21 protein-coding genes and 2 tRNA genes are annotated in these 22,260 nt (G+C 45.3%); 11 read left to right on the top strand and 12 right to left on the bottom strand.

Annotation, left to right across the window (positions count from 1 at the left end; all coding sequences use genetic code 11):
• Positions 1-139: 139 nt before the first annotated feature.
• Positions 140-1,675: an L-aspartate oxidase gene (gene nadB / locus ENI34_10850; GenBank protein HEC79614.1), complete on the bottom strand. Its 1,536-nt coding sequence runs from the start codon at positions 1,673-1,675 to the stop codon at positions 140-142.
• Positions 1,676-2,012: 337 nt separating this feature from the next.
• Between nadB and ligA the strand changes: the two genes are divergently transcribed.
• On the top strand, positions 2,013-4,019 hold the full coding sequence (ligA, locus tag ENI34_10845) for an NAD-dependent DNA ligase LigA (protein ID HEC79613.1): 2,007 nt from the start codon (positions 2,013-2,015) through the stop codon (positions 4,017-4,019).
• A 4-nt stretch (positions 4,020-4,023) separates the two neighbouring features.
• On the top strand, positions 4,024-4,296 hold the full coding sequence (locus ENI34_10840) for a competence protein (GenBank protein HEC79612.1): 273 nt from the start codon (positions 4,024-4,026) through the stop codon (positions 4,294-4,296).
• A gap of 17 nt (positions 4,297-4,313) precedes the next feature.
• Here ENI34_10840 and ENI34_10835 read toward each other — a convergent pair whose 3' ends face one another.
• The 11 genes from ENI34_10835 to ENI34_10785 all read right to left on the bottom strand — a co-directional run bounded on the left by ENI34_10835 (position 4,314) and on the right by ENI34_10785 (position 16,263).
• Positions 4,314-4,688 (bottom strand): hypothetical protein, encoded by a 375-nt coding sequence (locus ENI34_10835; GenBank protein ID HEC79611.1) that lies wholly within the window; start codon positions 4,686-4,688, stop codon positions 4,314-4,316.
• Position 4,689: 1 nt separating this feature from the next.
• A complete protein-coding gene (locus ENI34_10830) occupies positions 4,690-5,100 on the bottom strand; it encodes a hypothetical protein (protein ID HEC79610.1) in 411 nt (136 codons plus the stop codon).
• Positions 5,097-7,724 carry a valine--tRNA ligase gene (locus tag ENI34_10825; protein HEC79609.1) on the bottom strand — a complete coding sequence of 876 codons (2,628 nt, stop codon included), beginning with the start codon at positions 7,722-7,724 and terminating at the stop codon, positions 5,097-5,099. The genes ENI34_10830 and ENI34_10825 overlap by 4 nt, the downstream gene beginning before the upstream one ends.
• Positions 7,725-7,799: 75 nt before the next feature.
• The gene (gene mutM / locus ENI34_10820; GenBank protein ID HEC79608.1) at positions 7,800-8,687 is read right to left on the bottom strand and encodes a bifunctional DNA-formamidopyrimidine glycosylase/DNA-(apurinic or apyrimidinic site) lyase; all 888 of its coding nucleotides are present in this window, start codon (positions 8,685-8,687) and stop codon (positions 7,800-7,802) included.
• Positions 8,627-10,906: an AsmA family protein gene (locus tag ENI34_10815; protein HEC79607.1), complete on the bottom strand. Its 2,280-nt coding sequence runs from the start codon at positions 10,904-10,906 to the stop codon at positions 8,627-8,629. Before ENI34_10815 ends, mutM begins: the two co-directional genes overlap by 61 nt.
• 26 nt (positions 10,907-10,932) lie before the next feature.
• Positions 10,933-11,565 carry a site-2 protease family protein gene (locus tag ENI34_10810; GenBank protein ID HEC79606.1) on the bottom strand — a complete coding sequence of 211 codons (633 nt, stop codon included), beginning with the start codon at positions 11,563-11,565 and terminating at the stop codon, positions 10,933-10,935.
• Positions 11,566-12,717 carry a CCA tRNA nucleotidyltransferase gene (locus ENI34_10805; GenBank protein ID HEC79605.1) on the bottom strand — a complete coding sequence of 384 codons (1,152 nt, stop codon included), beginning with the start codon at positions 12,715-12,717 and terminating at the stop codon, positions 11,566-11,568.
• Positions 12,665-12,952 (bottom strand): DUF3467 domain-containing protein, encoded by a 288-nt coding sequence (locus ENI34_10800; protein HEC79604.1) that lies wholly within the window; start codon positions 12,950-12,952, stop codon positions 12,665-12,667. The genes ENI34_10805 and ENI34_10800 overlap by 53 nt, the downstream gene beginning before the upstream one ends.
• Before the next feature lie 125 nt (positions 12,953-13,077).
• On the bottom strand, positions 13,078-14,244 hold the full coding sequence (locus tag ENI34_10795) for a ribose-phosphate pyrophosphokinase (protein ID HEC79603.1): 1,167 nt from the start codon (positions 14,242-14,244) through the stop codon (positions 13,078-13,080).
• Entirely contained in the window at positions 14,241-15,563 is a 1,323-nt protein-coding gene (locus ENI34_10790) for an NCS2 family permease (GenBank protein ID HEC79602.1), read from the bottom strand. The genes ENI34_10795 and ENI34_10790 overlap by 4 nt, the downstream gene beginning before the upstream one ends.
• A gap of 28 nt (positions 15,564-15,591) precedes the next feature.
• Complete coding sequence (locus tag ENI34_10785; protein HEC79601.1) at positions 15,592-16,263, bottom strand: DUF541 domain-containing protein; 672 nt, start codon at positions 16,261-16,263, stop codon at positions 15,592-15,594.
• 118 nt (positions 16,264-16,381) lie between these two features.
• Between ENI34_10785 and ENI34_10780 the strand changes: the two genes are divergently transcribed.
• The 9 genes from ENI34_10780 to ENI34_10740 all read left to right on the top strand — a co-directional run.
• Positions 16,382-16,453, top strand: a tRNA-Gly gene (locus ENI34_10780).
• 26 nt (positions 16,454-16,479) lie between these two features.
• On the top strand, positions 16,480-17,091 hold the full coding sequence (locus tag ENI34_10775) for a DJ-1/PfpI family protein (GenBank protein ID HEC79600.1): 612 nt from the start codon (positions 16,480-16,482) through the stop codon (positions 17,089-17,091).
• Positions 17,088-17,525, top strand: coding sequence for a D-tyrosyl-tRNA(Tyr) deacylase (locus ENI34_10770; GenBank protein ID HEC79599.1), 438 nt, complete (start codon positions 17,088-17,090; stop codon positions 17,523-17,525). The genes ENI34_10775 and ENI34_10770 overlap by 4 nt, the downstream gene beginning before the upstream one ends.
• A complete protein-coding gene (locus ENI34_10765) occupies positions 17,522-18,403 on the top strand; it encodes a YicC family protein (protein ID HEC79598.1) in 882 nt (293 codons plus the stop codon). The genes ENI34_10770 and ENI34_10765 overlap by 4 nt, the downstream gene beginning before the upstream one ends.
• Positions 18,396-18,962 carry a guanylate kinase gene (locus ENI34_10760; GenBank protein ID HEC79597.1) on the top strand — a complete coding sequence of 189 codons (567 nt, stop codon included), beginning with the start codon at positions 18,396-18,398 and terminating at the stop codon, positions 18,960-18,962. Before ENI34_10765 ends, ENI34_10760 begins: the two co-directional genes overlap by 8 nt.
• Positions 18,963-19,029: 67 nt before the next feature.
• Positions 19,030-19,102 (top strand) — tRNA-Ala (locus tag ENI34_10755).
• A 29-nt stretch (positions 19,103-19,131) separates the two neighbouring features.
• The gene (locus ENI34_10750; protein HEC79596.1) at positions 19,132-19,677 is read left to right on the top strand and encodes an arginine decarboxylase, pyruvoyl-dependent; all 546 of its coding nucleotides are present in this window, start codon (positions 19,132-19,134) and stop codon (positions 19,675-19,677) included.
• The gene (locus ENI34_10745) at positions 19,638-20,768 is read left to right on the top strand and encodes a hypothetical protein (GenBank protein ID HEC79595.1); all 1,131 of its coding nucleotides are present in this window, start codon (positions 19,638-19,640) and stop codon (positions 20,766-20,768) included. The genes ENI34_10750 and ENI34_10745 overlap by 40 nt, the downstream gene beginning before the upstream one ends.
• A partial coding sequence (locus ENI34_10740) for a hypothetical protein (protein HEC79594.1) occupies positions 20,765-22,260 on the top strand: 1,496 nt, incomplete at its 3' end. The genes ENI34_10745 and ENI34_10740, both read left to right, overlap by 4 nt.

The raw sequence follows: 22,260 nt of genomic DNA, 5'->3' as shown, positions 1-22,260 counted from the left end.
TGAGCGCCTCGCTGAATTTTTTTATTGCATCATCATACTCTTTATTTAAAAGGTATGACTGCCCCAGTTCCAATAAAACCTCAATTTCTCCCTGTTCCATTCTCCTTTCCTTTTTTAAAGTTATTATAAAAACAGCCGTTCATGCGGCGATTCTTTCTTTATCCACCACGGTATCCCGTTGGAATTCGGCTTTTTTCTTGGGATATTCATCTATGAAATGGAGACCCCTGGACTCCTTCCGCAGCAGAGCAGACTCGATGATCAGAACAGCGATATCCGTGATATTCCTTGATTCGGCGTTTATCAGATGTATACCGTCGTCGAATTTCTTTGCAAACTCCATTACCATCTTTTTCGCCCTGTGCAACTCCTTTTCCGATCTTATCACTCCAACCAATTTATCCATTATCTCGTTGATCTGGGTTTTGTAATTGGGACCGATCTTGGCTGGTTTCTTTATCTTTATATTACGCGGTATCTTTATCTCCGGTAAATCCTTTACCTTTTCCGCCGCCCTCGCCGCAAAAACAAGGGCTTCAAGCAGGGAATTGGACGCCAGACGGTTGGCACCGTGTACGCCGCTGCAGGCACATTCGCCAAGGGCGAAGAGCCGACGGATGGAAGAGCGACCCCAGGTGTCGACCATAACACCTCCGCACATATAATGGGCCGCCGGAACGACCGGAATCGGTTCCCGTGTCATATCAATTCCCCATCTCAGGCATGTTTCATAGATGGTGGGAAAACGATTCTTTATGAAGTCCGCCTTACGATGAGAAATATCAAGCAGCACGTATTTTGATTCCGTCTTTATCATTTCAGAAACACAGGCGCGCGCGACCACGTCCCTTGGAGCAAGATTACCGTCGGGACTGTATCTCTTCATAAACGGTTTGCCGTCTTTATTCTTGAGTATTCCTCCTTCTCCACGTACCGCTTCAGAGATAAGAAATGAACGTCCGTCGATCTTTACGTTATAGACCGCTGTCGGATGGAACTGGACGAACTCCATATTGGCGATGGCGGCACCCGCCCGAAAAGCCATTGCAATCCCGTCACCGGTTGCAATCGGCGGGTTCGTGGTATGGAGATAAACCTGCCCTGCGCCGCCGGCTGCCAGAACAGTCGCCTTCGCGTAGATACAATCGATCTTGCGCGTATTGGCATCAAAATAATACAACCCGAGACATTCTCTGTCTTTGACGATCAGATCAAGAGCGATTTCATTCTCACTTATCACCACCTCGTTCTTTCGGGCGTTTTCAAGAAGAACCCTTTCGATCTCATAGCCGGTGTAATCCCGGGCATGAACAATCCGTCTTCGTGAATGGCCTCCTTCTTTGCCGAGTTCGAAATTTCCGTTCACATCAATGGAAAAACGGCATCCCATATTATAAAGTTCTTTGACGAGTTTCGGTCCGTTCTTCACCATTATTTCAACGGCGTCTTGATGCGATAACCCGTCACCGGTTTTCATGGTGTCTTTTATGTGCAGGGAAAATGAATCGTCCCTTCCAAAGACGGCGGCGATGCCGCCCTGTGCATAGTTTGTGTTCGAGTCCGCCTTGTTTTTCTTCGTAAGAATCAGCACCTCTCCGTGTTTTTTCGCCTTTGTAGCAAAGGTCAAACCAGCAATGCCCGAGCCCACAACGAGATAATCGACTTTCTTAGGCATATTTAAAGTTTATACAAAACCGCCGGAATGTCAATAATTACCATCAAGCCGGTATGATACTGATTCCTCTCCACTTTTTATCATCCCTTCGCCCGCTCTTTTGTCATTCTGAAGGAGTCTGCCCCAAGCAGACGACTGAAGAATCTCAATGACTAATGACTGATAAAGATTCTTCGTTTCACTCAGAATGACAGAGAAAGAAGGCAAACTCAGACGTTGTCCCGAGTGTAACGAAGGAATGACGGAGAAGAAGGGTCTTTAAATAAAAACAAAAAAAAGGAGAGGAGTCAGGGTATGATGTTATTGACTCGTTTTTCATGGTAGATATAATAAAGGGATGGATGAAAAAGAGGCGAAAAGAGAGGTCGAACGTTTGAGAAAAGAGATAAATTATCACGATTACCGATATTATGTGTTGAATAAACCGATCATCAGCGATTACGAATATGACCGGCTGTACAAAAGATTGAAAGATCTGGAACAACAATTCCCGGGATTGATCACCCCCGATTCACCGACTCAAAGGGTCGGCGGTATGCCGCTGAAAAAATTCAACACAGTACAGCACAGGATAAAGATGTTAAGTCTGGATAATACCTATAACAAAGAAGAGGTCAGAGAATTCAATGAGCGGGTGATAAAGAGTCTCGGCAGGAAAGTTGCGTATGAAGTCACCCTGAAGGTCGACGGTGTGGCGGTCTCTCTCCATTACAGAAAAGGCAGGTTTGTTCTCGGCGCCACCAGAGGCGACGGAATCAAAGGCGACGACATCACGGAAAATCTTAAGACGATACGTTCGATTCCCCTGAAGATATTGAGTGCAGACAGGGAACTCCTCGATATTGAAGTAAGGGGAGAGGTGTTTTTACCGAAGAAGGTTTTTGATGAATTGAATAAAGAACGTGAAAAACAGGGATTGTCGCTTTTCGCGAATCCGAGAAACGCCGCCGCCGGTACCCTGAAGCTGCTCGACTCAAGAGAAGTAGCGAAGCGCGGATTGGATATCTTCATCCATACTGTCCCGATACAACCCGGACCCCGTCATCGTTCTCATTACGAAACACTCAAGGAACTCGGAAAAAGTGGTTTCAAGATTGTGCCGCATATCGCCCTGTGCCGCACGATTGAAGAGGTCTTTCATTGTATTGATGAATGGGAGCATAAAAGAGAGGAACTCGATTATGAAGTCGACGGTCTGGTACTCAAAGTCGATGATTTCAAAAGTCGGGAGATCCTGGGTAACACAATAAAAAGTCCGAGATGGGCGATCGCCTATAAATATCCGGCAAGACAGGTGGTGACGAAATTAATTGATATCAAACTGCAGGTAGGAAGGACGGGAAGAATAACGCCGGTGGCGGTCCTTGAACCTGTATTCCTTTCTGGAACCACGGTCTCGCGCGCCACCCTGCATAATGAGGATGAAATCAAACGAAAGGATATCCGCATCGGTGATTATGTAATCATTGAAAAAGGGGGAGAAGTGATACCCAAAGTGGTCGGCGTGGTGACATCGAAACGAAAAAGCAGTGTCAGACGATTCCGCTTTCCAGAATTCTGTCCTGTATGTAAAGAAAGAATATATCGACTTTCCGGTGAAGCGGACTGGCGCTGTGTCAATTCCACCTGTCCGGCGCAGATCAAAGGCAGAATACTCCATTTCACCTCAAGAGCGGCGATGGACATCGAGGGTTTTGGTCATGTACTCGTGGACAAACTCGTCGATCAGGGGATTATAAAAAGCTTTGATGACATATATCGACTCACCGTGGACAAACTCGCCGGCCTGGAAAGGATGGGGGAGAAGTCCGCCCGAAATTTAATCCAGGCGATTGAGGAGAGTAAAAAAAGAGAATTTGAAAATGTATTATACGCCCTGGGGATTCCCAATATCGGCGTCAATGCTTCACACCTTCTGGTCAGTGAATTTGCTTCGATCGACGAGATAATTAAAGCCGGAACTGAGGATTTTCTTAAAATCAAAGGTATCGGGGAGACTGTCGCGGAAGGCATCAAGAACTACTTTAAAAATGAAAAGAATCTCAAGGTAATAGAAAATCTGAAACGGATCGGCTTGCGGTTTCATAAAGACAAACCCAAAGAAGACAAAGGGTATCTTAAAGGCAAAACATTCGTCTTTACCGGTGAACTCGAGAAAATGACGCGGCTGGAGGCGCATTCACTGGTCCGGAAAGAGGGTGGTTCACCGATGAACTCTGTCTCCAGAAAGACCGATTTCGTCGTCGTCGGTAAAAAACCGGGTTCAAAGTATGAAAAAGCGAAAAAGCTGGGTGTAAAGATTATAACCGAGAAAGAATTTTTGGAACTCATAAAGAAAGGATGAAAAAATGGAAGAAAAAAAATATGAAAATTATATTGAAAAGATCGTCCGTGAAGAATTAAAAAAATTGTACGAAAAAGATGAGACTTTATGCAAATGCGACAAGTGTTTTCAGGATATAATGACATTGACTTTGAATAACCTGCCGCCTATGTATGTATCGAGCGACGTGGGTCACATCGTGACGATGTATAATTTGACAAAGGACCAACTTCAGGCACAGGTAATGGTGGAATTACTCAAGGCTGTCGAACAGGTCAAAAAGAGTCCGAAACACTGATGTAGTGATATTTTAAATTACAATTTCCAGCTGTACTTCAGAGATACCCTGTCGATATCTGTTTCAAGCTCAAAACCATACATCTTTGCACCGACATAGGCGTCGGCGAGGGAATAACCGAATACAAACAATCCCCACCAGAGCATTGAATTCCGTTTCTCGAAATTTTCTTCCCGGTGGTATTTATATGCATAATACCCCAGTGCCAGCTCGGCCGACCCGATGGCGACGCCGGCAAGATATCGCTCAGTATAGAATTGGCCGCCGCCCGGGATGACACATAGAGCCATCGCCACTGCGGCGTTCTTCCCGCCCGCATTGAGAAAATTGGCTGTAAAGAGAACAACAATGAGGGTATAGAGTAAAAATTGCGAATGGCGAGATTTTATCATCCTACTTGACGAATTTATACTCAAATCTTTCAATGGAATCCACCACGATATAAAAAGTGAATGTCTTATAGATAAGCCGCTGGTCGTCCAGAAACGCGATAACATCTTTTGCACGGTTCAACGGTTCCGGCGCTGAAATGTAAATTTCTATTCCTTTGTTGTTAAGGCCAAATCTTCTCAACATCTCCACTTCACCGTATGGAGTGAGTTTGTTATCCTTGAAAAACCGGTCAACCGCGAAGCTGTTGCGTTCTCCGGTCAGTCCTTTTTCTCCTTTTAAAACATTTTCCCACATATCGATCTCTTTCTCCAGTTTGGTGACATCCGCTTTCAACGGCAGATAATGAGTCCGATAGGTGATAAAAAACACAATCAACAAAATCAATGAGATAATCCATCCGAAATACTTCATAATTTCTCTATGGCTTTTTCAATACCTTCTTTTTTCTTCAAAAAGTCTTCAAGCCGCTGCCGTTCTCTCTTTTGGGTCTCTTCACTTGCTTTACTGATATAATTCGGATTGTTCATCCGATACTTTATTTCGTTTATTCTCTTTGAGAGTGATTCAATCTCTTTTTGCAGACGGCTCTTTTCTTTATCGATGTTGATACCGGATAATATGAGGAAACATTTGACTGACGGCATAATGATGCTTGCAGCCGGTTGTGAAACCGAGTCGGCAAATTTAAAGTCGTTCAATCCTGCAAGTTTCTTCAGAACGGCGCCGTTGGTTTTGAGGAAGTTTTTGAAATTTGTCCCGGTGTCGAGTACGGCGTCGAGCTTTTCCTTTGGCGTGATATTGAACAACCCCCGTACGTTTCTGATCTCTTCTATCAATTCTTTCATCAGGATTACGTTTGAGACATCCTCTTTTATCTCTGTTGTTTCCGGCCATCTTTCGAGAAAGATGCTCTTTTTAGGAAAGTTGAACTTGTGATAGATCTCCTCGGTAATGAAGGGTATGAATGGATGCAATATTATTATTATCTGTTTGATGAGATATTTTGCGACATTCTTCGAACCGTTGATCTTGATGATTTCAAGATACCAATCACAAAAAGTATGCCAGACGAAATCATACATCTCACGTGCAATTTGATTCAGTTCAAAAGAAAGATAATGATCCTTGAGTTTTTCAAGAAGTTTATTGAATTCAAAAAGAATCCATTCATCATAAACCGAAAGGGTACGGGGCAGAGTGTCTTTATGGTCTCGATAATTAAGCCAGATCAACCGGGAGGCGTTCCATAACTTATTACAGAATTTTCTTCCGACGTCGATCGCCTGTTCGGAAAAGAGCACATCCTGCTCCCGCGGTGTAATGAGCTGCAGACCGAATCGTAGAGCATCGGCGCCGTATTTGCCGATCAAATCCATCGGTTCCGGAGAATTGCCGAGACTCTTGGACATCTTTCTTCCTTTTTCATCGCGGATCATCGGATGAAAAACGACGTCACTGAAAGGAATCTTTCCTGTGAATTTCAGACCGGCCATTATCATCCGCGCCACCCAGAGGTAAATGATATCCCAGCCGGTCACCAAAGTTTGGGTGGGATAAAAACGGGTGTAGTCTTTTGTCTTTTTAGGCCAACCCAGAGTGGCGAACGGCCAGAGCCAGGAGCTGAACCAGGTGTCGAGAACATCCTCGTCCTGATATATCTTACTCGAACCGCAATCCGGACATTTTTTCGGTTTGACCGCGGAAACAACCATACCCTTCACCCTTCTGCCTGTTTTCCGTCTGGTCATCTTCGGATCATCATATTTATAACACTTGCTGCAGTAATAGACGGGGATCCTGTGACCCCACCACAACTGACGGGAAATACACCAGTCACGCACGTTCTCAAGCCAGTGATTATATAGATTCACCCATCGTTGAGGATGAATTTTTATTCGACCGTTTTTCACCACCCTCATTGCGGGGCGGGCGAGCGGTTTCATCTTCACGAACCACTGTTTTGAAATCCTCGGCTCAACAGCGGTTTTGCATCGCTCACACTTTGCCAGAGGCAGTCTGTAATCCTCGATCTTATCCAGTAGTGATTTCGACTTCAAGAGTTCGATTATCCGCTTACGTGCCGCATATCTATCCAGCCCATTGAATTCATTCGTGTTTTCATTGAGGGTGGCGTCGGGATTCATTATGTTGATGAATTCAAGATTATGTTTTTCAGCAAGTTCGAAATCGAACGGGTCATGGGCGGGTGTGACCTTCAGGGCGCCTGTGCCGAAATCCGGATCCACGTAGTCATCGGCAATGATCGGAATTTCGCGTTCCATTATGGGCAGAAGAACCTTTTTGCCGACCAATTTCTTATATCGTCTGTCTTTCGGATTCACGCATACGGCGGTATCGCCGAGCATTGTTTCTGGCCTTGTCGTCGCGACCGTGATGACCTCATCCGTTCCCACGATCGGATACCTGATATAATAGAGTTTTCCGGGTTCTTCTTCGGTCTCGACCTGTTCATCGGACAAAGCGGTGAGACAGCGCGGGCACCAGTTGATGATATATTCCCCCCGGTAGATTAAACCTTTTTTATAGAGTTCGACAAAGACCTTTATCACTTTTTTGGAATAATCATCGGAAAGGGTGAAACACTCTCTGGACCAGTCGAGAGCGCACCCCATCTTTTTCAGTTGTTCTCTGATGACCCCGGCGTATTCCTCTTTCCATTTCCATATTTCCGCAACGAACTTCTCCCTGCCCAGATCTTCTTTCTTGAGCCCTTTTTTTATCAATCTCTCTTCTTCGACCTTCACCTGGGTGGCGATGCCGGCATGGTCCATACCTGCGACCCAGAGAACTTCGTAACCTGCAAGTTTCTTGTACCTTATAAGAATATCCTGCATCGAATTATTGAGGGTATGGCCGAGGGTCAAACGGCCGGTTACATTGGGCGGTGGGATGACTATCGTATAGGTCTTTTTCTTCGAATTTCGGTCAGGAGTGAATAATTTCTCTTTTATCCAGAAGTCGTACCACTTATCTTCTATTCCTTCGGGCGAATATCTGCTGGGGAATTCATTCATAGCATAACTATAGCCATTTTTCTTTTTCTGTCAATATCACTGTTCTGTCGGGTGCTTTCCCGGCCGTCTATCGTGTTATTTCTGACACTTCGGGCAGAATCGCGTACTTCGGTTGCTGATTTTGGTGAGTGCGATTTCTGTACCGCAGATACGGCACGGCTCGCCTTCCCGGGAATAGACATACAGATATTTTTGGAAATTCCCTTCCTCTCCGTCGATCCGATGATAATCCGAGACCGAAGTACCGAAATTATCGATCGCCTTGTTCAAGACGTCCTTAAGGGAAAAGACGAGTTTAAGAATCTCTTCGGTCGTCAGCCTGTCCGCTCTCCGCAGAGGAGTGATTCCGGCATGGAACAGGGCTTCATCAGAATAGATGTTTCCGACACCGGCGCATATATGCTGGTCCAGAAGCAGTGACTTTATCCGGGCTTTTCTGCCTTTAATCTTACTCCGTAAATAATTGAAATCGAACTCAGGGGAGATCGGTTCATAACCCAGGGTATAGAGACCTTTTGGAATCTTATACCGTTTGTTTCGGTGTTGCAGATATATCCTGCCGAGTACACGCGGCTCATTGAAGAAGAGCTGAAGACCGTTCAAACCGATTATCACCCGCGTGAAACGCTCTGGCGCACAACCTGGTTTTTTCAACAACACGGTCCCGGAGAGACGAAGATGAAAGATCAACCTCTTTTGATTCGTCAATTCGATGATCAGGTATTTGGCTCTACGGATGACCGCGGTTATCTCTTCACCTGTTATCGACTTGCGGAACGACGCGGGACCGGGATATTCGATTACCTCCTTACGTAATATGCTGCAGGATATAATCCGCTTGTTTATTATCCTTCGCGACAACTCACGCCTTATCGTCTCGACTTCAGGAAGTTCAGGCAAGGTTATTTCCCTCCGAAGAGCTTTTTCAACTTCTTCTCCCACTCTTTTTTCTTTTTGTTGAATTCATTCTTTATCTTACCCTTAATACGTTTTTTTATCTTGTTCTTATCAAGGCTGAATTTCGGTGAGAGAAGTTTACCGGTGGCGATCAAATCAATGGTCGCCCTGCCTTTTTTATCAACAGGGAAGATCCAATCGCCGTGATACTGCTTTACCATATTTGAATATTTTTTCGAAAGGGTGGTGGTGATGTAGAGTTTTATGGTCCCGTCCAACCCGATCGTTCCGTTCGTCAATATATCTCCCACTGAAGATGAAAGAGCCCAATCATCGACTGTGGCTTTTCCTTTGTTGATTCTAAAAGAGACATTGAAGTCTTTGAAGGAGAGATCTTTGTAGTTCTTCATTCCGAACCACTCCAGCATTTTTGTAAGAAATACAAAATTCTTGAATGCACCGTTGTTCACCTTGATGTTTCCTGAAGCACTGAGGTTCGAGACGACCTCTTTCAGTCCGAAACCTTTACCGCTGAAGTTGCTCACCCCGTTCAATCTTCCTTCGAGATTTTCAAACTTGAGAAACCGCTTCAATATCTTCTTCGTCGAGACCGAGGTCATACGTGTGTTGATTTTATACGGTTCCGGATTATTGGAGTTATAATAAAAATCAAGGTCAACCTTTCCGTCGAATGCATCGGCGGTGCCGTTGTCGATTTTTATAATTCCGTTCTCATAAGAAAAGTCCGCCTTCACGTTTTTGTAAACCATGTCGAGACCGGTCAGGGTTTTGATATGAAGATCACCGTTCAACAAAAGCGGTAGACCCTCTTTCTTCCCACCGCCGCTTTTTTTGCGGTCGGGCAACAGCTCATCCAGATCAACAAGATTTGAACTGTTGTGGATCTCCACCTTCAGTTTCTTGAAGTCCGAGATGACGCCGTTAAAGGAAAAGTCAGTACTGCCGATATGACCGCTGCATCTTTCTATCCTTGCGTTTTCCTGTTCAAATCTGCCTTTGAGATAAAAATCAGTAATCGGTTTCTGTAAACCGATGCCGTTTATCGCGGCGTTATGAATCAGATAGTCACCGGAATAGAATGGCTTTTCGGGATTTCCTTTAATCGTTACATTCACTGTGAGCGGCCCCTGCATAGATATTCTCTGCATCTGAGCGGTCATTGACTCGAAATCACGAAGATCGCCGTTCACCTTCGCCGTGATATTAAGACGGGGATCATTGAATCCCGTCACTGCACCGCTTATTTTCAATTCAGTGCCGCCGATCCTTCCCTGAAGCAGAATGTTCTTTACGGCGTCTCTGTTGAACGAAAAAGCTCCGGATATCTTTTCAACACCACGTTCCATTCCCTTGGGAACGATCGATACATTCTCCAGCTCGCAGTGGCCGTCGAACTGCGGGTCCTGAAGTTTTCCCGTGATTGCGAAGTGGCTCTTCACCTTTCCTTTTATTTTCACGGGTCGAAGATTCACTGGGATGAGGGATTTTATTCTGGCTAAATCACCGATACGCAGATCTCCTTCAATTCCTATGCCGCCTTTACTTTCGATGTTTCCGGCGGCCTCCATTACGATCGGATCGTATGAAACCGTCAGTCTCTCAATCTCGATATTCTTACTCAGCGTATCGTATTCAACTCTGTTTTCCACCTTCAAAACCATCTCAGGGATCGTCTTATGTTTAAGAAGGTAAAAACTGCTCCTGCCTGAGGTTGAGACTTTATTCTTTTTGAACTTGAAACCCTGATTGATATCTTTGACACGTATTTCAATATTTTCCTTTATGTCGACGTAATGGACTTCGCCCCTGGTTATTTTTATTGAAGAGAGCGATAATGCCCAGCCCGAGCCTTTTTTCTCTTTCGGAATTAATGTCGCGAAGTTCAGTTCGCCTTTTTTATTACGCTCAACCTTAAGTTTCATACCGGAGAGTTCCACACCGCCGATTATGATCTGCCTTCTGAGTAAAGGAAGTAATTTTAAATTGAGGGTGACCCTGTCGATCTGGGCGATCGGAGAAGAACTGAAACCGCGCGTATCGGCTATTACTGCATCATCGATGGTAATTCCCACCTTAAACCCGAATTTAAGGCCCACCTTACCTAATTCAACAGGACGCTGGATCGCCTCTGATGAAATTCTCTCAGCTATTCTGCGGACAACAGCGGGATTTAAATACGATTTAACAGCGAAATATCCCGCAATAATTATAATTAAAATTATTCCGATTATGACGGATAATATCTTAAGTAATCTACTCATCATACCTCCCTATGGAAGAATCATTCTTTTCATGTTAAAGGAAGTGCACCGGCGAATAACTTCGAGAAAAGATTGACGAAAGGGCCGATCCATCCCCAGAGAACAGGTATGCCGGTGATTCTATCAAACATGATCAGCCCTATTAATATCATAAAGCCGTACCGTTCCAGCCACAATTCAATATGTTGATACTGAGGCGGAAGCAGACTGAATAATACCTTTGAACCATCAAGCGGAGGGATCGGTATCAAATTGAATGCACAAAATATGAGATTGAACAAGAGTCCGCCCCAGAGCATTATCCAGAGAGGCTGAAGAATTCCGATGTCACGCGGGAAGAAGCGCAGGATAACGCCGAAAGGTATTGCAATAAGGAAATTCGACAACGGGCCGGCCAGTGATGTGTATAGAACACCTTTTCTGAGATTCTGAAAATTATAGGGATTTATGGGAACGGGTTTCGCCCATCCGAATCTTAATATGATGAACGCGAGAAGTCCGAAGATGTCTATATGTTTCAAAGGATTAAAGGTCAAGCGTCCCGCATACTTTGCAGTGGGGTCCCCCAGTAATAAAGCGACGTAGCCGTGGGCGTATTCGTGAATGGTCAACGCAAGTAAAATCGGAGGAAGAAACAGAACATACAGAAGAAATTCATTCATCTATTTCTTCAGGGTTTTCAGATATTTTTCCGCTTCTTTTTTTGTTCTGAACCTGCCGTCCAGCTGAAGCTCCCACATCTTATCGAGTAAAGTCTTGAATCTTTTACCCGGTTTGAATTTAAGCCTTTTCAGGTCCTTACCGGTGATAAACGGTTTGATGCGTTTAAGCCTGAAAAAGGTGCTTACTTTATTCTTCAATCCGGGTCTTATCGACGGGATGAGTCTTATTACACCTTCGGAAAGAGGGGAGAGGATTCTGTAAAGAGAACTCTTTCTGGATGCCTTTTCAAGCTTCGGTAGAATATTCTTCATGGATTTCATTTCTTTGATTATTTTACTCTCTTCTGCTGTGAGAGGAAGTCCCTGCAGATTCAGATTGGCAAGATAAAAGTACATTCGATAGGAGCCGAAAAGAGGTAGTTGTTCGAGTTCTTTCTTTCTCATCCTGAAGATTCCCATATCTGAGAGGTCTTTTACGATTGCGTGATATTGGGGTTCTTCAAAGATGAGCTTTATTTCATTAAGTATCCGCTGGCCTGTAAGGTGTTTTATGAGTCTCTTCTCCACGGCTTCATTGATCAGGGTTTTTGTTCGTTTCTCAAGTTTGAAGTTGAACCGGTTTTTGTAACGAAGCGCGCGGAAAATCCGTGTCGGGTCGTCGATGAAACTGTTTTTGTGGAGCACCCTGATCAACCCTTTCTTTATATCCTCGAGTCCGTTGAATGGATCAAATATCTCACCGAAATTCTCTTTTGAGATTGAGATCGCCATTGCGTTTATGGTGAAATCCCGTCTGTTGAGGTCATCACTGATCGTGGAAGGTGAAACACGTGGTAATTTCGCCGGAGAAGGGTATTTTTCTTTTCGGGCGGTTGCAAGATCGATCCGTTCGTCTTTTATGATTATCGATGCGGTCCCGAAGCTTTTATAGACATATAATTTCCCTTTCAGTTTCGCGTTCATCTCTTTCGCCGCCTTCACGGCGTCGCCCTCCACCATCACATCGATATCAACCGGCGACAGCCCGAGTGTCGCATCACGTACATAACCGCCCACGAGATACGCACGGTATGACGAGTTTACGAAGAAATCAATCGTTCTATTTAAAACCGATTTCTTTTTGCTCTTTACCGAAGATTTTGATTTTACCAAATCGTTCCTCGTATTTTCTAAGATTCTCCTCTAATGCATTACGCAAAATCTGGGCATTCTGAGGAGTCATAATTATTCGCGAAAAGACCTTTGCCTTCTGTGCACCGGGTAAAAAACGCAAAAAATCCAGGATAAATTCCGACGGCGTATGATTTATTCCAACGCCGTTTGCATAAACGCCCTCTGCCTGTTCAGGGCTTATTTCAATCTGAATCTGCGGTTTTTTTTCATTCATCTTAAATCTCCTTAGGTAAATTATATATATTTAAGGGGGTTAGTCAAGCGTATCTACCGCACAATCTATAAGAATAGTGGAATTCGATTTGAGGACAGCACCTTTAATATTCAACCCTTGTTTTTCTACCGGTTTTTCAAGAGTTTTGCGATCTTACTTGAAGTATCGAGGAGCGCGCTGATGGATTCGTTACGATTCACGCAATCGATGAAGTACGCAATAAATTCAGAAACATCGACTTCAACAAACCACGAGGCAGACCTCAACTCTTTATTTATGTAGGTCAGATTTGTCGAATACAGGCGGGCGATGATTCCTTTTTTGAACGCCGCAGTGTAATTTTTTACGCCGTTGTCGTCCAGCAGGGCGAAGGTGACGGCGACATAGATGCGGTTTGCTCCGCGCCACTTCAATTCTTTTGCGACCTTGAGTATCGACTGTCCTGAAGCGAGAAGATCGTCCACAATGAGGATATCCTTACCTTCAACATCGGCACCGAGAAATTCATGTGCGATGATCGGATTTTTTCCATCGACGACCTTTGTGGTGTCCCGACGCTTATAGAACATACCCAATTCCAGACCCAGACTGTTCGCATAGTACAAACAGCGGTCAACCGCACCCTCATCAGGGCTGACGACCAGCATACTGGATTTATCAACGGTAAGGGTTTTTTCCTTCTTAAGCAAGGTCTTTATGATTTGGTAGCTGGCGTGGAGATTTTCAAATCCCCTCAGAGGAATCGCATTCATTACGTGAGAGTTATGGGCGTCAAAAGTGACGATATTTTCAACCCCGAGATATTCCAGTTCGCGGAGCGCCACAGCACAATCGAGTGACTCCCTGCCGTAGCGTTTATGCTGTCTGCTTTCATAGAGCATGGGCATAATTACGTTAATCCTCCGCGCCCTGCCGCCGATGGCTGCGACAATGCGTTTTATATCCTGGAAGTGGTCATCCGGACTCATCGGTGATTTAATACCGCGCATCAAATAAGTACATCCGTAATTACCGATATCAGTGATGATGAATATATCATATCTTCTCGTTGATTCGTGTAAAACGGCTTTGCCCTCGCCGTTTGCAAATCTGGGGCAGTCGCACGGGATGAGAAATGAATTTCGCGAAAAACCCGGATAATTGACGTATTCCTTCATCCTCTTCAGCCGCTTTCGTCGGATCACCAGGTGTTTATCGATCAATTCCGCCAGTTTCTTTCCACCCGGTGGTGCGATAATACCGATTGGAGCCACTGGAATTCCCTTGAACCGTTCCACCTTAGCCGCCTTCATTTCATCAAGAAGATGTAACGCAGAATAAACAGGAATGTGAAGACGAGAAGGACAGGATGTAGCTCTTTGAATTTACCTGTCGCCGCCTTGAGAATCGTATAAAATATAAATCCCACGGCAATGCCTTCGGTTATTGAATAAGCATAGGGCATAATGACGATCGTCAGAAAAGCCGGGATCGCTTCGGAAAAATCATCCCACTTGATCTTTGTGACTCCGGACATCATCAGGGTGCCGACGATGATGAGCGCCGGCGCGGTGACCGGATAAAGAACCCCGTTTTCAATCGGGAATCCTCCACCGATCATCTTCACCAGAGGAAAGAAGAACAAAGCAATTAGAAATAATATGCCGGTCGTAAGATTCGCCAGTCCTGTTCGAGCGCCGCTTGCGACTCCGGTTGAACTCTCGATATAGCTTGTTACCGTGGATGTTCCCATAATCGTTCCGAAGACAGTTCCGATCGCGTCGGAGAGCAAAGCCTGGCGTGCGCGCGGCAGCCGGTTGTCTTTCACAAAACCCGCCTGTTCACTGACACCGATGAGTGTACCGACCGTATCGAAGAGGTCAAGAAAGAAGAGGATGAAGATCGTCGGAACAAGTGATAGAGTGAAGGCTGCTCCGATATTCAATTTAAAGAATGTCGGTGCGATCGACGGCGGGATACTCACAATCCCGTGATACTTGACGATTCCGAAGGGAATACCGACGACCGCAGTGATGATGATGCCTATGACGATCGCCCCTTTCACCCTGAGCGTATAGAGAATCGTAATCAGCACGAGTCCGAATACAGCCAGGAGTGCAGGGGGGCTGTGAAGCTTTCCGAGTCCCAATATCGTACCCGGTTTGTAAACCACCAACCCGGCCCATTGAAATCCGATAAGGGCGATGAACAGGCCGATACCCACGGCGATCGCCTGTTTTAATGAATTCGGGATCGCATTGACCAGCATCTCCCTGAGTCCGAATATAGAAAGGATAATGAAAGCCGCACCTGATATAAAGTTGGCGCCCAATGCGGTCTGCCACGGTACCCCCATGGCAAGACATATCGTGTAGACAAAGAAGAAATTGTGTCCCATCGCCGGAGCCAGGGCAATGGGATAGTTCGCAAGAAACGCCATCAAAAACGTCGCCAGGGCGCTCGAAATACAGGTTGCGACCATCACCGCACCGAAATCCATGCCGGTTGCAGAAAGGACCGCCGGCTGGACAAAGACGATATAAGCCATAGTCATAAAGGTGGTCAAGCCACCGATGACTTCCTGAGACGGAGTCGTTTGGTTTTCCGTTAACTTGAATATTCTTTCAAACATAAGCCTTCTCCGGTTCTTTTACCATCTATTATTTCTTATATATTATTTCATAACAGAGTGTGACAGAGACGGTTATATTTGATTCTTCGGCGGATTCATAACCTGAATAGCTCGGGTAGATGATATTTTCAGTGATATAAACGGGCTCACCGAGTATCACATCCAGTTCAGAAGCCAGGGCATGTGCTTCTTTTTTCGCACTGCTGATCGCATCTTTCCTTGCCTTTTCAATCGCCGGGGTGTAGTCATTCATTTCAGCAATGATGGGCGTCACCGAGCCTATTTGAATCCCTTTTATCAAAAGATATTCTTCTTTGATTTTATTTATGTCGGAAACATTTTTCAGCCATATCTGAATATCCTGTTCGACTCGATAATAAGGGTCTTCTTCTATCGGTTCAAGTAGATTCAAATTGGTCAGGACCACGTCGTCTTCACTGCCGCCGAGTTTTTTCGTCTTTTTGATAACTTCTTTTCTCAAATCATCTGCTTTTTTTCGTGCTTCTTCTTGATCTTCTGAATGGGCGTCGGCGTATAAGATTATCTTATACTCACTCGCCTTGACCGCGGTCGTCTTTGTCCCGTATCCGGTTACTGAAAGCACGGGGACATTGATGTTGATTACCGGTCCTGAAGAAGAGTCTCCTCCTGAATTCGCACCCAACTGAGTGATCAGTGAAAAAATAAGTAATAAAGACATTTTACCTCCTTAAAATGATTTTACCCAGATTACACGAAATGTCAACGAGTCAGATCGGAGATATGTTTCAATCAAATTATTGACTTTTGTGAATACATTACTATAATATAAAATCCATGCGGGGGTAGCTCAATGGTAGAGTCACGGCCTTCCAAGCCGTTGGTTGCGGGTTCAAATCCCGTCCCCCGCTTAGACGGATGGAAAAAGGAGGTTTTGGTGAAGAATTTTCTTGTTGTGACCATATTATTGTCATTGTGTTGCGGAGCAGGCGGAGAAGAGAAACAGGTGACTGAACCAAAACCTGAAGCGATACAGAAAAGTAAACACGTATTAATGGTCATAGCTCCGAAAAATTTCCGCGACGAGGAATTTAAAGAACCCTATGAACTCCTGAACAAATCCGGTATGAAAGTGACCGTGGCGTCCACTGACACCGCACCGGCGACGGGTATGCTCGGAGCAGTGGTCAAACCGAATATCACTCTTGAACAGGTGAAATCCGACAGTTTTGACTGTCTTATTATTGTCGGCGGCAGCGGCTGTAAAGTTCTGTGGGATGATACGCTCGTCCACAAGATCGCCGGAGAATTCAACGACGCCGAAAAACCGATAGCCGCGATCTGCATCGCTCCGGTTGTTCTGGGAAAAGCGGGGTTGCTGAAAGGGAAGAAGGTGACTGCCTTTCCTTCGGTCAAGGGACAACTTGAAGAGTGCGAAGCCGTATATACGGGTGCTGCACTTGAAAAGAGCGGTAATATAATCACCTGCTCCGGACCTGAGTCGGCTGAAGAATTCGCTGAAGAGATACTCAAGGCACTGACTGAATGAAGGCGGTGGTTCAGAGGGTCAATAAAGCACGTATTGAAGTCAAGGGTCGATTGGTGTCGGAAATCGGTAATGGATTGATGATCCTTCTCGGTGTTGCAAAAGGAGATACAGAAGGACAGACAAAGGCGCTGGCGGAAAAGTGCGCCCGAATCAGGATATTCGAAGATCAGAACGGAAAGTTCAATCTTTCCCTACTTGATATAAAAGGAGAGGCACTGGTCGCTTCACAATTCACCCTGCTGGCCGACACTTCACGGGGAAGGCGGCCTTCTTTCGTCAATGCCGAGGCGCCTGAACGTGCCGAGAAACTGTATGAACTCTTCATCACCCTGCTTAACAAATCGGGTGTTCCGACAAAAGGCGGTATTTTCGGAGAACGAATGAATATTACACTTGAAAATCGAGGGCCGGTGACCATCATCCTGGAGGAATGAATATGCCGTTCAGTATGACGGGAATGGGCAGAGCAAGTGGTGAAATACATGAGCCGCCCGTTAAATTCGAAGTTGAAATAAAGTCATATAATCACCGTTTTCTGGAAGTTTCCGTGAAGTGTCCTAATTTATTACTTCCGTTTGAAGAAGATATCCGAAAATATGTTCAGAAGCGGGTTTCCCGAGGCCACATCGTTGTAGTCATTCAACAGAACAGAGAAATCGCGGCGTGCAATATCGAACTTGATAAGGCCCTGGTGCGGGCCTATATGAAGGCGGTTGAAGAGTTGAAAAAAGAATTCAAGATCAAAGGTATGATTGACATCAACACCCTCTTGTCTGTCCCCGGATTGATAAAATTCAGCCAGCCGCCCCTTGAATCAGAAGACATTTTTAATGAATTCAAACCGATTCTGGAAAGAGCGATGGATTCTTTTATATCGATGAAGAAGAAAGAAGGAGAGAACATCGCCGCGGAAATAAGGAATTCGATTAAGGTAATAGAGAAGAATATCCATGACGTCGAATCCCTGATTCCCGAACGAAACGATGATTATAAAAAACGTCTGCTTGAACTTCTGCAGGATTATCGGAAAGAGCTCAACGAGGAAAGATTTTATCAGGAACTTTTCTATACCGTGGACCGCACCGATGTAACTGAAGAATGTAAAAGATTGTTCAGCCATCTCTCACTCTTTAAAGAGGCCCTGAATAAAGAAAAACATCCGGGCAGAAAACTCAACTTTCTCCTCCAGGAGATGCAGCGGGAAGCGAATACCTGTAGTGTCAAAGCCAATTTTCTGAAGATCAGTAAGGCGGTCATCCAGATAAAAGAAGAGATTGAAAAAATAAGGGAGCAGGTGCAGAACATTGAGTAGAGGAAAATTGATTGTTCTGTCAGGACCGTCAGGCGTTGGTAAGACGACGATCTGTAAAAGAATCATCAAAGAGAGATCAGATGTTCGTTATTCCATCTCAGCCACTTCACGTCCCAGAAGAAAAGACGAGAAGGATGGAAGGGAATATATTTTTCTTACAAGAGACGAATTCAAAGAATGGATAGAGGAGAACCGTTTTATAGAATACGCTGAAGTACACGGCAATCTTTACGGAACCCCCAGGAAAGAACTGGAAGAGAATTTAAAGAAAGGTTTTAATGTCCTGATGGACGTTGATGTCAAAGGGGCGAAGAGGCTGATGAAGTTCTATCCCGACGGTCTCTATTTTTTCATCATTCCACCCGACATCGCCGAATTGGAAAGGAGATTATTAAAGCGTAATACCGATGAAAACAAGGTGATAAAGGACAGACTTAAAAGAGCGCTTGAAGAATTGAAGTATAAAAGTGACTACAAGTATGTCATTGAAAACCGTGACCTCGAAGCGACGATCGAGAAGATCAAAAAAATCATTGAAAGGGAAATCAGTGGTTCGTAAAGCTTCGGGCTGTCACTGGTCTCTTGACTTCTCTGAAAAAATTATTATAATCCAGCAGTATGAATACGGGGCAGTAGCTCAGTTGGGAGAGCGTCTCGTTCGCAGCGAGAAGGCCGCCAGTTCGACTCTGGTCTGCTCCATAACAACAATCATATAAAGGAGAACGGAATTGTTTATACCGAAAAAGCTCTTCCTCACCAAGGGGGTCGGTAAACATAAAGAAAAACTCGCCAGCTTTGAAGCAGCCCTCAGAAACGCCGGAATCGCACCGTTCAACATCGTCAGGGTCTCAAGCATACTTCCGCCCGAAGCGAAAATTTTCTCGAGGAGCAAAGGACTACAGTATTTGGCTCCCGGAGAAATAGTGTATGCGGTGATGGCTGAAACGAGCACCAATGAGCCTCACCGTCTCATCGCCGCAGCCATCGGCGTCGCGATTCCGCGCGACAGGAGTCAATACGGCTATCTCTCGGAATATCATTCCTACGGTGAAACAGAACCCAAAGCCGGAGACAAAGCGGAAGACTTAGCCGCGCAGATGCTCGCCACGACTCTCGGAGTACCGTTTGATCCTGATACAAGTTATGACGAAAGGAAAGAAATCTGGAAGATATCTTCCAAGATCGTCAAAACAACGAATATCACCCAGACTGCAATCGGTGATAAGTACGGTCTATGGACGACGGTGATCGCCGCCGCCGTCTTCATTCCGTAAATATACACATTATGCTCATCTTTTTCATTATCACCCTTACTCTGCCCGGGGTTAGAAATCAGGGCGACAGAGTCTATTTTTATGACGCCCGCTCCCTGAGTCTCGGCGGAATCAATACACCCCTTGAAATGAGCGGTAATCCGGCGTCGCTCGGTCTCACCGGGCATTTTACACTCCTGCTGTCCGGTGCCGCCATCGGCGTCAATGAAAAGCGGGGTCTGAGGGTATATGACTCTTACGGCAATAATATCGGAACCTCCACCATATCGAATAATAAGTCCTTTGATCTCCATCCTGAAGCATGTTCTTTCATCGTTCCGCTTAAATCCTTCAGGGTCTCGGTCGGATATGCTCCGCTGTGGGACTTTAATTATTCTTACCGCCGTGAATATCGGGATGATTTCTATCAGATCACCAGAATCGTCGAGGAGAATCACAGTGGAAGCATCTCTTCGCTCTCGGCGTCCTTCGGTTTCGTCTATAGATTCATCAATCTCGGCGGTGAAGTCGGTTATCTCTATGGTACCAGATTCCGCGAGGATAGAGTCATCATTCCTAACCAGGCCGATACGATATCCCGATCAGAGGATGATTTCAACGGTTCAATGAAAAAGCTGGGCATCATCATAAATCCGAATATCCATCTGCGCCTGGCGTATCTTTATTCTCCTGCATATACCGTCGACAGCCCGCAGGGGGCTGAATTCAAATATCCGGAAAAACATATACTGGGATTTTTTTATCAGCCCGCCGCCAGGGTTCCGACAAAATTTCTTGCAGAAATCAATTATGAAAGATGGGAAGAGATGCTCTGGGTTTATAAGGTCGGCGTTGAACATCTGATCCTCAACAATTATGCGGTACGTTATGGCTTCTGTATATTCCCGGATTATACGGAGAGTGCTGTATGGACCACGGTTTTCTCACTCGGAGCCGGGTTCAAAAACAGGTGGTACGGTATAGATATAGGCTACAGTTACAGCAAAAAAGATTACACCACTGCAAATTATGAAGAACTGGGGATTGAAGAAAAACTGCGGTTCGACGAGACAACAGGAATATTTCTTCTGTCGCTCAGTTTTACCTTTTGACGACATTGCTTAATGCGCTTTTAATATTTTTTCTCTTTTTTCAAAATAACTATGATCATCTCTATATTCTCTACACCAACGACATAGAGGGTGGCTTGTCTCCGAGCGAGGCATGGTGGATGTCGCCGGAATTTCCTCCACCGCTCGGCAACGCCGCCGCCGCTGCAACGATTATCAAAGAAAAGAGGAAAGAGGCGGACAGCCTGGAATATGGATTTTTGATCTTTGATACAGGCGACATCTTCGTCGGTTCACCGATCGGAGAATTCTCCAGGGGGCATGCGGTAGCCGATTATTTCAATTATTGCGGATACGACGTCATCTCACCAGGAAATCATGATTATGATATGGGGGTGGATGTCCTGAAAGAATTTATAAAAAACGTCGACGCCGTCTTCCTCGGGAGCAATATTGTATATGAAGACACACGCGAGGTCGTGGATTATCTCAAACCGTATGTGATAATTGAAGAAAAGGGAATGAGGATCGGTATCTTCAGCCTTTTGACGCAGTATATGGAAGGTATGACTACACCTGAGAGATTCAAAAACCACGATGTCCTGGATGAACTGGAGACTGCAAAAAAATACGTTGATATTTTAAAGTCCAAGGATGTCGATTTAATCTTCTGCCTGACCGGTATTGGATTGCGCCACGATAAACGCCTTGCAGAAAAGATACCGGGGATCGACGTCATCTTCGGATCACACAGTTCGACCGCGCTTGAGATCCCGTTTGAAGACCCGGTGAATCATACCATCATCTGCCAGTCCTACAGCCATCTGAGCAGCATCGGATTTCTTGATCTGTCGATCGATAGAACGACGAAAAAGATCGCCGGCTACCGAGGTGAATTGATCGACCTGCTCAGCGACGAGATCGAGAGCGACACGACAATGCTGGCGCTTATTAAAGAATGGTCGGATAAAGTTGAAAAAGGATTCAGTGAGGTGCTCGGTTATGCAAAGGATGAACTGACGCGCGCCGGTTTTGAAGAATCTCCTTTGGGCGACCTGATCACCGACGCCATGCGTGAATATTTCGGTGTTAACATCGCGATTCACAATTCCGGCGGCATCAGGGCAAACATCCCGAAAGGTGAAATAACTTATAATGACTGTTATAAAGTAGACGCCCTTTCAAATACCGCGGTCATCCTCAAGATGACCGGTGGAACATTGATTAAAGCGCTGGAGGTCGGATTCAACGGCCACCATGCGATCTTTCAGATCTCCGGATTAAAGGTGAAGTACGATTCCCAAAAACCGGCAGGACAAAGAATAATTGAAGCCCTGACAGAAGACGGAGCTCTGATCGAACCGGATAGAGAATATACCGTAGTCACCAACTCTTATCTTGCGGCGGGTGGGGGAGAGTATGCGGTATTTAAAGAAGCCGAAGAGATTGAAGACACCATGGTCCACCTTCGTGACATCATCGCGCTGTACATAAAAAAACATTCTCCCCTTGAAGTGAAAACTCAGGGAAGAAT

Source organism: candidate division WOR-3 bacterium (assembly GCA_011052815.1).
Taxonomy (GTDB): Bacteria; Hydrothermota; Tepidihabitantia; order SM23-42; family SM23-42; genus DRIG01.
Note: the sequence above shows the minus strand (reverse complement) of the source record. Positions and strands in the feature narration are given on the sequence as shown.